The sequence below is a fragment of the Kitasatospora sp. NPDC032757 genome (assembly GCF_055579305.1).
Map to the genome: position 1 here is coordinate 65,559 of NZ_JBVINN010000002.1, position 11,135 is coordinate 76,693.

An 11,135-nucleotide genomic window follows, 5' to 3' on the forward strand; every position below is an offset into this window, starting at 1 on the left:
GGGCGAGCCATGGGTATCCACGACGATGCCGCCGAGATCCGCGCCTGCGGGTGGCGCACGCTCGCCGCGCTGCACGGGCTCATCGACGCGGCGCTGGAGAAGGCGCTGCAGGCCGAGCACCGGCTCTCGGTGGTCGAGTTCACCGTGCTGGACGCGCTCTCCCGGCAGGACGGCTGGCACATGCGGATGCAGCAGCTGGCTCGCGCGGCGGCGCTGAGCAGCAGCGCGACCACCCGCCTGGTGACCAGGCTGGAGGACCGCGGCCTGCTCAGCCGCTACCTGTGCGCGGACGACCGGCGCGGCATCTACACCGAGCTGACCCCGCAGGGCCGCCAACTGCTCCAGGCCGCGCGCCCGGTGCACGACGCCACCCTGGAGGCGACGCTGGCGAAGGCCACCGAGATTCCGGAGCTGGCCCCGCTGGTGCACGCGCTGGACGAGCTGGAGCTCACCCCGGGCGCCCCGGCCACCGCCTGACGCAGGCACCCGGCATCTGGTACACGCCACCCGGCACCCGGCACCCGGCACCCGGCGCTCGACCCCGGTACCCGAGGCGCCGGGGTCAGGCGACCTCGACGGACCGCGTACCGGCGGCCCGGACCGCCCGGACCGCCCGGACCGCCCGGACCGCCCGGACCACCCCGACCGCCCTCAACGCCGCGAGGCGAGGGCGTCCCGGTGGACGCGGTCCAGCAGGGCGAGCAGCAGCTCCTTGCTGGAGGCGCGCTCGCGGACGTCGCAGAGCACGACCGGGACGCCGGGATCCAGGTCGAGGGCGCGCCGGACGTCCTCGGGGCTGCTGTCGCGCCGGCCGTGGAAGCAGTTGACACCGATCGCGAACGGGATGCCGCGCTGCTCGAAGAAGTCCACCGCGGCGAAGCTGGACTCCAGCCGCCGGGTGTCGGCCAGCACGATCGCGCCGAGCGCACCCAGCGCCAGGTCGTCCCACATGAACCAGAAGCGGAACTGGCCGGGCGTGCCGAAGAGGTAGAGCACCAACTCGTCGTGGACGGTGATCCGGCCGAAGTCCATCGCGACGGTGGTGGTGGACTTGTCCTGGACGCCGTCGAGGCTGTCGACCCCGATGCTGGCGCGGGTCATCCGCTCCTCGGTCTGCAGCGGCTCGATCTCGCTGACCGAGCCGACCATGGTGGTCTTGCCGACGCCGAAGCCGCCGGCGACGAGGATCTTGACCGCGCCCGGCACCAGGCTCTGGGTCGTCAATTCGGGTCTCCTGGAGGGGAACTGGAAGCGTGGATGCAAGCGGAGGCCCCCGCCGGTCAGAGCCGGCGGACGCCCTCGATCACGGCCTGGATCAGCGAGATGTCCGGCGCCTCGGCGAGTTGGACGGGCGCGCGGGTGAGGATCAGCCGGGCCTCGGCGAGGTCGTCCAGCAGCACCTTCACCACGCTCACCGGCAGGTCGAGGCCGGCCGCGATCTCGGCCACGGCCAGCGGGCGTTCGCGGCACAGGTCGATGATCGCGGCCGGTTCGGGGGCGAGCCGGGTGGTGTCGGTCCGCGGGTCGGCCGTGACCACCAGGGTGATCAGCGCGAAGTTGTCACGGGCCGGGCCGGTGCGCCCGTTGGTGATGGCGTAGGGGCGGACGAGATGCCCGGCGTCCTTGTCGAAGAACCAGGCCTCCTCGGCGTCGGCGGTCACGCACCGCCGCCCACGCCGGCCTGGCCGGCGTCGCTGCGCGGCGCCGCGGTGAGGTACTGGCCGACCTGCTTGACCAGCATGTTGATCTCGTACGCCATCAGGCCGGCGTCGACCATCTCGCTGGTCAGCACGGCGAGCCGGGCACCCTGGCCGGCGGTGGTGACGAACAGGAACAGCTGGTCCATCTCGATCACCGTCTGCCGGACCCGGCCGCCGTTGAAGCGGTGGCCAGCGCCGCGGGCGAGGCTCTGCAAGCCGGAGGCGACGGCCGAGAGGTGCTCGGCGTCGGCGCGGTCCAGGCCTCGGGAGAGACCGACCAGCAGGCCGTCCTCGGAGAGGACGATGGCGTGCCGGGTCTCCGGGACCCGCGCCACCAGCTGGTCCAGCAGCCAGTTGAGGTCGCGCTGGGTGTCGGTGTGCTGCGTCATCACTGCTGTTCCTTAGCTGCGGAAGGTGCGGCCGGTGCGGGGGGCGCGGCCGGTGCGTCCGAGTCGGGGGCGGCCGCGCGGGCGGTCCGGGTGCCGCGCTGGATGGCGGCCATGGTGGTGCGGGAGCGCTGGGGCGCGGTGTCGTCGGCGGTGCCCGGGGCGGGGGAGCCCGCCGGACCGGCCGCCGGGAGGCCCGGCGCACCTCCAGGACCACCCGCCGGCATCCGGGCCGGCCCGCCCATCGGCGCACCCAGCGGCCCACCCATCGGCGCGCCCGGGAAGGCGGCCGGCGGCCGGAGCGCGGCGCCGGGGGCGTGGGCCTCGCGCAGCTGCTCGGCGAGGCTGGCGTTGCGAACCCGCTGCGGCAGGACGCGCGGGGTGCGCAGCTCGCCGTCCGGGTTGTGCTCCAAGGGGGCCTCCTGAGCGCGTTCGTGGATGGGCGCGGCGGGGTCGGGCGGGGGGTTTCCCGCCGGGCCGGCCCACAGCCCGTCGGCGAGGCCGCCGCCGGCGGGAGCACCCGCCGCGGCGCCCGTGGCCGGCGGTTCGCCCGCCTGGTCGTCGTACGGCCTTGGCGGCGTGGGCCGGGGGACGACCACGGCGCCGGGCAGCCCGGGGATCTGAGCGCCCACCGGAAGGCCGCCGCCCGTGGGTTCGCCCTCGCCCCGCGCGGCGCCGTCGCCGTACTGGGCGAGCAGTTCACCGATGATCACACCGCTGTCGTGCCGGCCCCCGGGGTTCCCGGGGGCGCCGAAGCCGACGGGGTCCACCGGGCCGACGGGGTCCACCGGGCCGACGGGGTCCATGGGGCTCCCCGGGAGCACGGCGTTCCTGCTCTCCGCGCCCGCTCCGGCTCCCGCGGCCGGCCCGGTGGCCGGGGAACCACCGCCCAGCAGCCCGCTCAGCACCCCGGAGAGCGCCCCCGACAGCCCCTCGTCGGTCTCGCCCGGCCCGCCGTCGACGGTCTGCTCCGGCACCGGCGTCCGGGTCACCCGGGCGCCGGCCGGCAGGCCGGGCACGTCGGCGGCCTGCTCCGCCTGCTCCAGCAACGGCGCCGGCACCAGCACCACGGCCCGCGTCCCGCCGTACGGGGAGGGGCGCAGGGTCACCTGGATGTCGTGCCGGGCGGCCAGCCGGGCCACCACGAAGAGGCCGAGCCGCAGGTCGTCGCCGAGCGCGGAGACGTCCAGCTCGGGCGGGTTGGCGAGGTAGTCGTTGAGCCGCTCGTACTCGTCCCCGGTCATGCCGAGGCCGCGGTCCTCGACCTCGACGACGAGACCCTTGGGGACCTCCTGCGCGGAGACCTGCACCTGGGTGTAGGGCGGGGAGAAGGTGGTGCCGTTCTCGATCAGTTCGGCGACCAGGTGGATGACGTCGGCGACGGCCTGCCCGCTGAGCGAGGTGCGCGGCACGCCCTGGACGACCACCCGGGCGTAGTTCTCGGTCTCGGAGACGGCGCTGCGCAGCACGTTGACCACGGGCACGGCGTTGCGCCAGCGCCGGGCGGGCAGGGCGCCGCCGAGGATGACCAGGTTCTCGGCGTTGCGCCGCATCCGGGTGGCCAGGTGGTCGACGGCGAACAGCTCACGCAGCAGTTCGGGGTCCTCGTGCTCGCGCTCCAGCGCGTCCAGCATGCTGATCTGTCGGTGGATCAGGATCTGGGTGCGGCGGGCGATGTTGAGGAAGACCTTCTTCGTCCCCTCGCGGCCCTGGGCCTGGTGGACGATGGCGGCGATGGCGGCCTGCCGGACGGCGGCGAGGCCGTCGGCGGTCTGCTGGACCTCGTCGCCGGCGCGCCGGGAGGGTGCCCAGGCGGGCGGCGCGGGCACGGACTCGCCGGCCTGGAGGCGGCCGACGACCTCGGGGATCTCGTGCTGGGCGAGCGAGAGGGTGTCGGTGCGCAGCCCGGAGAGCCGGGCGGAGAGGGTCCCGGCGAGCCGCACGCCGCTGATCAGGCTCCAGAGCAGGACGACGGCGACGACGGCGCTGACGGCCAACAGGGCTGTGTGGTGGCCGGTGTTGCGCAGCAGGTACGCGGCGTATCCCCAGGCGGCGGCGAGGCCGAGGCAGGGGACCAGCACGAGGGCGAGGAGCGAGCCGCGGAGAGAGCCGGACCGGCCGGCGCGGTGGCCCGTGCGGGGGGCCGATATGCCTGGCATCTGATTCCTTGTTGCTGGGCCGAACGGCGGTATCGCCCGTGTGCTCCGACCGGGCGGCGGGGGTGCCACGGCCGGCGGTGCCCGGAGGGGTGCCGGACGATATGACGCTGTGTCATCGTCCGGACGGGGTGCAGCACGGCCGCCGACTGCATGGCACGCTACCAGCCCCAGGTGCCCCCGCGGCAACATCAACTGACGGTATGTGAACGGCCAATGACCCGTTCGTCCGTCATCCGGAACGGTTCCGGGATGCGGATCGCCGCTGGTCGTGGCGCCGCGTCCGGACGTGCCGGCGGCTTTCCGGAGGCCGAGGACCGGCCTCCGGAAAGTCGTCAGGAACAGGTCAAGTCTAGCGGGTCGAGGTGGCGTCCGCCCAGACGGCGAATCCGGCCGCGCCGGCCCCTCGGGTCACCCCGGGGCCCGAGCGGCTCGACGGGCCCGAGGTGCCCGGGGCGACCCGAGGGATGCGGGGGATCCGGCGGGCCCGGGCGGGGGCCCGGGGTGACCCGGACCCGCCCCCGTCCGTCTCGGACCGCCTCAGACCGCCATCGGCAGGTGCAGCAGCGCCGCCTCCAGCGACTGCCCCGCCTCGGCCTCGGCCTCCGCGGCGGACTCGCGCTCGCCCAGCTCGGACCAGGCCCAGCCGGCCAGGTGGGACAGCTCCGCCGACCACTGCTTGCCGTACGTTCCGGCGGCGACCTGGCCGAGCCGCAGCCGCTGGACGTCCGAGGTGCCGGCCGGCGGGTAGACGTGGGTGGCGTCACGCAGATAGCGCTCGATGCGGAACTCGGCCTGCAGGCCCCGGGCGGCGTGGATCTCCATCGCGTTGCGCGCGGAGTCCAGCGCGTACTCGGTGTTGATGAGCTTGGCGTTCATCAGCTCGGCGTCGCAGGGCTTGCCGTGGTCGAGCAGGTGGGAGGCGTGGTACGCGGCGAGCTTGGCGGTCATCAGCCGGGACTGCATCTCGCCCAGCTTGAGCGCGATGTTGGGCAGTTGGGAGAGAGGCTTGCCGTACAGCATCCGCCCCTCGGTGAACCGCACGGTGTCCTCGACGATCGCCACGTGGATGCCGAGGGCGACGGCGGCGAGGTTCAGCCGGCCGTACAGGGTGGAGGAGGAGTAGGCGACGTCCAGGCCCTGGCCCTCCCGGCCCAGCCGGTTGGCGACCGGGATCCGGCACTCCTCGAAGACGATCTCGCCGAAGCTGAACCCGTGCAGGCCGCTCTGCGAGCCGGGGTCCCCGGTGCGGAAGCCGGGGCGGTCGCTCTCGACCAGGAACGCGGAGAGGCCCTTGCTGCCCTTGCCGGTGCGGAACACCACGCCGTGCACGTCGCCGATGTGCGAGTTCCCGACGAACCACTTGCGGCCGTTGAGCACGTACTCGTCGCCCTCGCGGTGTGCGGTGCCGCTCATGCCGAGCACGTGGCCGCCGGACTCGGGCTCGGTGACGCCTATGGTCGGCAGGGACGCGCCGGAGGCGAACAGCGGCAGCCACTTCCGGCGCTGGGCGTCGGATCCGAAGTGGATGACCTTGGCGACGCCGAGCTGCGAGGCCTGCGCCATGGCGCCCATCGCGCCGCTGACCCGGGCCAGTTCCTCGACGATGACGGTCTTGGCGAGGTGGCCGAGCCCGAGGCCGCCGAACTCCTGCGGGATGGTGACACCGATCCAGCCGCGGCGGGCGATCTCCCGGGAGAGTTCGAACTCGACCTGGCGGTCGGCCTCCATCCGGGCGACCTGCGGGCGCACCTCCTTCTCCGCGAACTCACGCACCTCCGCGCGAAGGCTCTCGTGTCGCTCGTCGGTGAAGTAGTCCATCGCCATGCTGGGTCCTCTCGGGTTCGGGGGGTGGTCGTGCCTCCGTCCATACAGCCGATCCGCGCCGGCCGCCCGAGGGTGGGGAGTTGGGGTGGCGGTCGGCTGCCCCAGTGCAGCCGGTGCGTGCGGAAGTGCGGACCGTGTCACGGGGGACACCGTCCGTATTTTCGGCAGGGCTCATTGTTGTATGGGGATCCGGGTGTCTCCAGAGTTGATCTTTGATTGGCGTGATCGGATCGCCTGGGGACGGCCGAGGATTGAAAGGCCGCGAAGCGGGGAAGTGATCTTCCCCCACTTTTGACGACCAGTCCGGACGCCGCTCACATGCACCTTTGACTGTCCATCAGCAAACTTGATCCGGGTGGGCCGGGAGCGCGGATCGTGCCGGATGTCTGATTACATGTGCGCCATGACTGATGTGATGAGCACTCCAGGCCAGTTCCCGGGTGCCGGCGGTGAGTCCGAGCGGACCCGCAGGCTGCGCAGCCTGGGTCTCAACGAACCGACCGCGGACGAGGCCTTCGACCGCTTCGCTCACCTGGCCGCCAGCATCACCCGCGCCCCCATCGCGATGGTCAACTTCATCAACGACGAGCGGCAGATGTTCCGGGGGCTCTATATTCCGCCAAGCTCGGCCGAGAACGCGGCCGAAGGGGGCGCCTCCTGGGCCGATCGCGGCATCGCGTTCGACCTTCCGACCCGTCAGATGCCGCTGAGCCACGGTTTCTGCCCGCACGTCGTCGCCCAGCGCTCGCCGCTCGCCCTCGACGACATCCTCGCCTACCCCCGGTTCGCCGGGAACCCGGTCGTCGACGAACTCGGCGTGCGCGCCTACCTCGGCGCCCCGCTGGTCGACGACAGCAACACCGTCATCGGCACCGTCTGCGTCCTCGACCGCGAACCCCGCCAGTGGGGCCGCGAGCGGCTGCGCGACATCCAGCACCTCGCCGAGGCGCTGCTCTCCGAGATCCGGCTGCGCGACAACCTGCTCGCCCAGCAGCAGGAGATGTTCGCGGCGTTCGACGGCTCGCCCTTCCCGATCATGCTCACCGACGGCCCCGGCCAGGAGATCCGCTACGCCAACGCCCAGCACGCCGACATCTTCGGCGCCCCGGCGGCGTACGGCGCGATCGGCCACGCCTACCCGCAGCTCGGCGCGGCCGGCCTCCAGCAGGCGGTCGCCGAGGCGTACCACACCGGGCGGGCCACCGTCCTCAACGATGTCCGCATCAACTCCACCCGGCCGGACGCCCAGCGGATCCAGCAGATCTTCAGCTTCACCTGTACCCCCCTGCGGGCCGCGCGCACCGGCCAGGTCAACGGCGTCCTCACCGTCGGCATGGACGTCACCGCGCAGTCCCGCACCGAGGAGGAGCTGGGCACGCTGGCCGCACTCCTGGTCGACCGGCTGCAGCAGAACGGCGCCACCACCGGCCGCCCGGGCCTCGGCGCCGGGAACACCGGCCTCGTCCTCCCGGGCTGAGCCCGCACCCGGCCACCGTCCGGCCCACCGCCACCGTGGCGGGGCGCCTCTCACCCCCGAGGAGAGGCTCCCCGCCACGGTGCTGTCCGCAGTACGTGCACCCCGCGGCACGCGGCACGTGCACCCCGCGGCACGCGCACCCCGCGGCCCGCGTCGACCGGCGCCGCCCAGTGCCGGGCGGGTGAACCGGCACCGTCGCACACCCGCGCCGGTGCCCGGCGGCCCGGGCCGGTGGTAGGCATGGGCCGCATGGACTGGTTCGCCGCCCCCGAGTACTGGCTGAGCAGGCTGCTCGTGCAACGGCTGCTGGCCGCCGTCTACCTCACCGGCTTCCTCGCCGCCGCCGCCCAGTTCCGGGCCCTGATCGGCACCGACGGCATGCTCCCCGTCCCCCGCTTCACCGCCCGGGTGTCGTTCCGCGAGGCGCCAGGCCTCTTCCACCTCCACTACAGCGACCGCTACTTCGCCGCCGTCGCGTGGACCGGCGCCGCGACCTCCGCCGCCCTGGTCGCCGGGCTCGGCGACGCCGTCCCGCTCTGGGCGTCGGTGCTCCTCTGGGCGCTGCTCTGGGTGCTCTACCTCTCGATCGTCAACGTGGGGCAGACCTGGTACTCCTTCGGCTGGGAGTCCCTGCTGCTGGAGGCCGGCTTCCTGGCCGCCTTCCTCGGCAACGAGGACACCGCGCCGCCCGTCCTGGTGCTCTGGCTGATGCGCTGGCTGGTCTTCCGGGTCGAGTTCGGCGCCGGACTGATCAAACTGCGCGGGGACAGCTGCTGGCGCGACCTGACCTGCCTGCGCTACCACCACGAGACCCAGCCCATGCCCGGCCCGCTCAGCTGGTTCTTCCACCACCTGCCCGCCCCGTTGCACCGGGTCGAGGCGGCAGCCAACCACGTCACCCAACTCCTCGTCCCGGTCGGTCTCCTCCTCCCGCAGCCGGCCGCCACCTACGCGGCCTGCGTGATCGTGGCCACCCAGCTCTGGCTGGTCGCCTCCGGCAACTTCGCCTGGCTCAACTGGCTCACCATCACGCTCGCCCTCGCCGCCGTCGACCCCGCCCGGCTCGGCCTGCCCGCCCACCTTCACGCGTACGGCGGCACGCCCGGCTGGTTCGAGGGCGTCGTGATCGCGCTGACCCTCGCCGTCGCCGTCCTCAGCTACTGGCCGGTACGGAACCTGGTCTCGCGCCGGCAGGTCATGAACCGCTCCTTCAACCGCCTCCACCTCGTCAACACCTACGGCGCCTTCGGCAGCGTCAACCGCATCCGTCAGGAGGTCGTCGTCGAAGGCACCGACGAGCCGGCAGTCACCCCGTACACCGTCTGGCGCGAGTACGGCTTCAAGGGAAAACCCGGCGACGTGCGCCGCCTCCCGCGCCAGTACGCCCCGTACCACCTGCGCCTGGACTGGCTGATGTGGTTCGCCGGCATCTCACCCGCCTACGCCCGGCCCTGGTTCCTGCCCTTCGTCGCCCGGCTGCTCGCCAACGACCCGGACACCCTGCGGCTGCTGCGCCACAACCCCTTCCCCGACGCCCCGCCGACCCACGTCCGGGCGACCCTCCACCTCTACCGGTTCACCGATTGGCGCGAACTGCGCGAAACCGGAGCCTGGTGGCACCGGACCGCGCTCCACGAGTACCTGGCGCCGGTCAGCCTCGACACCCTCACCCGATCCGGTTACCGGCCACCGCTCGGCCGGCGCACCCGCACCGTGCCGATGGACGGGCTGCGCCGACGGCCCGGTCACCCGCCCGGCCCCGCGCCGCACCACCCGCCCGGCCCTCCCGAGTAGCGGCCAGGCGAGCGGTGTGGCACGCCACACCGGCCCGGAGGGCGGTGGGTGCGTGCAAGGCTCGAACGGGCACCCGTATTCTTGGCCTCCACAACCGGCAGGCCGACCGCGCGCCCCAGCCCCACCCGCCGGGGCAACCGTGCGCACCAGGTCCGCCGTCCCCCTCGCCGCCCGCCCCGCCGCAGTCGCCCAGAACCGGACCTCACATGACAGTGCTTCACTCGCGCAACGCCGACGCGGCCGACGCCGCCGATGCCAAGGCCGCCGACGCCGCCACGGCCGACGCCGACGCCAACGACGCCAAGGACGCCAAGGACCTGGAGCAGACCCGCAGCCAGGCGGCGGACACCGACCTCCGCGACGAACTCGGCCGCTACGCCGAACTCGGTGCCTTCACCCTCACCGCCGAGACCCACGCCTGGTACGCGGCCGTCGACACCGTCGCCACCCCCGAGGACGCCCGCGCCGCCTCGACCGTCCTCGCCGAACTGCGCGGCCGCGACCTCCAGCAGACCTGGGAGGCCGTCACCACCCTCGCCGCCGACGCCAAGCTCGACGAGCCCGGCACCATCGCGGTCGCCGCCCTGTTCGCCGAGACGCTCCAGCGCGTCCACCAGACCTCCGCCACCCTGACCGGCGCCGCGTACGACGCCGACCTCGACGCGCTCGTCGCCGCCACCGCGGACCGCGCCTGGCGCCGCGAGCGCGGTGTCAAGCTTTCCTTCCTCAAGGTGCGGGCACTGCGCAAGCAGGCCGCCGCGCTCGCCGCCGGCGGCCGCAAGGTCCGCCCCGAGGAGCTGCACGAGGCGCTCGCCTCCGCCGAGATCGAGCGCCGCGCCTGGGCCGTCCTCGCCCCGACCGGCGCGCTGCCCGTCCCGCCCGCCGACGGCGCCCTGGCCGAAGGGACCGCCGCCGCCTTCGACGCGATCGGCGCCGGCCTGCGCGACCTCGGCCGCCTGCTGCCCGAGCACGACCTCGACGCGCTGCCGGTCGGCGAGCTCATCGACCTGGTCGAGCGCCTCGCCGCCGACGAGGGCACCCTGTACCGCCTCCCCACCATCCGCTCCCTGCGCACCTCCCTGGAGGAGGCCGGCCTCGGCGAACTGCTCGCCGAGCTCACCGCCGCCCGCGCCGACCGCCGCGCCGCCGAGGCCGCCTTCAGCGCCCGCCAGGCTCTGGCCGGCGGGCAGCGGGACGGGCTGACGGGGCGCGAGGAGACCACCGAGGCGGTGTCGGAGCCGGCTGCCGAGGTCGAGGCCGAGGCTGACGTTGCGACCGAGGTCGAGGCTGCTGAGCCGGAGGTTGTTGCCGAGGACGTGACCGAGGTGGACGCCGAGGACGAGACCGACGCTGAGGCGGTGGTCGAGGCCGACGTCGAGGCTGAGGTCGAGGTCGAGGCCGAGCAGGCTACGGCCGAGGAGCCCGTCGAGGTCCGGCCCGTCGTGGTCACCCTCCCGGCGCCGTCCCCCGCAGCCGACGACCTGGTCGACGTCACCTCGGTCACGGCGATGGCCGACATCGAGCCGGCCGAGGTCGAGGTGGCCGAGGTCGAGCCCGAGGCCGTGGCCGACATCGAGCCGGCCGTGGCCGAGGAGCCCGCGCCCGTGGTCGTCGAGCCCGTGGTCGTCGAGCCCGAGAATGTGGCGCCGGTGGCCGAGACCGAGATCGTGGCTGCGATCGAGCCCGAGGTTGAGGTGGCCGAGGTCGAGGTCGAGGTCGACGCCCCGGCCGAGGCCGTCGAGGCGGAGTCGGTCGAGGCCGAGCCCGTTGCCGCCGAGGTCGAGCCCGAGGTCGA

At 73.8% G+C, this 11,135-nt stretch carries 8 protein-coding genes and 1 pseudogene; 4 read left to right on the plus strand and 5 right to left on the minus strand.

Annotated features, from left to right (window positions below):
• The first annotated feature begins 9 nt into the window (after window positions 1-9).
• A complete protein-coding gene (locus tag ACZ5WK_RS03380) occupies window positions 10-477 on the plus strand; it encodes a MarR family winged helix-turn-helix transcriptional regulator (protein ID WP_465544473.1) in 468 nt (155 codons plus the stop codon).
• Between the two features lie 174 nt (window positions 478-651).
• Here the strand turns inward: ACZ5WK_RS03380 and ACZ5WK_RS03385 are convergent, their stop codons facing one another.
• The 5 genes from ACZ5WK_RS03385 to ACZ5WK_RS03405 all read right to left on the minus strand — a co-directional run bounded on the left by ACZ5WK_RS03385 (window position 652) and on the right by ACZ5WK_RS03405 (window position 6,069).
• A complete protein-coding gene (locus tag ACZ5WK_RS03385) occupies window positions 652-1,224 on the minus strand; it encodes a GTP-binding protein (RefSeq protein ID WP_396319754.1) in 573 nt (190 codons plus the stop codon).
• A gap of 56 nt (window positions 1,225-1,280) precedes the next feature.
• Complete coding sequence (locus ACZ5WK_RS03390) at window positions 1,281-1,661, minus strand: DUF742 domain-containing protein (protein ID WP_396319755.1); 381 nt, start codon at window positions 1,659-1,661, stop codon at window positions 1,281-1,283.
• Complete coding sequence (locus ACZ5WK_RS03395; protein ID WP_405362185.1) at window positions 1,658-2,089, minus strand: roadblock/LC7 domain-containing protein; 432 nt, start codon at window positions 2,087-2,089, stop codon at window positions 1,658-1,660. Before ACZ5WK_RS03395 ends, ACZ5WK_RS03390 begins: the two co-directional genes overlap by 4 nt.
• The gene (locus ACZ5WK_RS03400; protein ID WP_465544476.1) at window positions 2,089-4,245 is read right to left on the minus strand and encodes a sensor histidine kinase; all 2,157 of its coding nucleotides are present in this window, start codon (window positions 4,243-4,245) and stop codon (window positions 2,089-2,091) included. Before ACZ5WK_RS03400 ends, ACZ5WK_RS03395 begins: the two co-directional genes overlap by 1 nt.
• Before the next feature lie 537 nt (window positions 4,246-4,782).
• A complete protein-coding gene (locus ACZ5WK_RS03405; RefSeq protein ID WP_465544478.1) occupies window positions 4,783-6,069 on the minus strand; it encodes an acyl-CoA dehydrogenase family protein in 1,287 nt (428 codons plus the stop codon).
• 403 nt (window positions 6,070-6,472) lie between these two features.
• Between ACZ5WK_RS03405 and ACZ5WK_RS03410 the strand changes: the two genes are divergently transcribed.
• The 3 genes and pseudogenes from ACZ5WK_RS03410 to ACZ5WK_RS03420 form a co-directional block, all read left to right on the plus strand.
• Window positions 6,473-7,546: a GAF domain-containing protein gene (locus tag ACZ5WK_RS03410; protein WP_465544480.1), complete on the plus strand. Its 1,074-nt coding sequence runs from the start codon at window positions 6,473-6,475 to the stop codon at window positions 7,544-7,546.
• Between the two features lie 249 nt (window positions 7,547-7,795).
• A complete protein-coding gene (locus ACZ5WK_RS03415) occupies window positions 7,796-9,340 on the plus strand; it encodes a lipase maturation factor family protein (RefSeq protein ID WP_465544482.1) in 1,545 nt (514 codons plus the stop codon).
• Window positions 9,341-9,546: 206 nt separating this feature from the next.
• Window positions 9,547-11,135 (plus strand): annotated as a pseudogene (locus ACZ5WK_RS03420) (hypothetical protein); the annotation flags it as partial.

What these genes read in the sequence shown, in the direction of transcription:
- ACZ5WK_RS03380 (WP_465544473.1), top strand. Translation starts at nt 10, where the DNA reads ATGGGTATCCACGACGATGCCGCCGAGATCCGCGCCTGCGGGTGGCGC.
- ACZ5WK_RS03395 (WP_405362185.1), bottom strand. Translation starts at nt 2,089, where the DNA reads ATGACGCAGCACACCGACACCCAGCGCGACCTCAACTGGCTGCTGGAC.
- ACZ5WK_RS03400 (WP_465544476.1), bottom strand. Translation starts at nt 4,245, where the DNA reads ATGCCAGGCATATCGGCCCCCCGCACGGGCCACCGCGCCGGCCGGTCC.
- ACZ5WK_RS03405 (WP_465544478.1), bottom strand. Translation starts at nt 6,069, where the DNA reads ATGGCGATGGACTACTTCACCGACGAGCGACACGAGAGCCTTCGCGCG.
- ACZ5WK_RS03410 (WP_465544480.1), top strand. Translation starts at nt 6,473, where the DNA reads ATGACTGATGTGATGAGCACTCCAGGCCAGTTCCCGGGTGCCGGCGGT.
- ACZ5WK_RS03415 (WP_465544482.1), top strand. Translation starts at nt 7,796, where the DNA reads ATGGACTGGTTCGCCGCCCCCGAGTACTGGCTGAGCAGGCTGCTCGTG.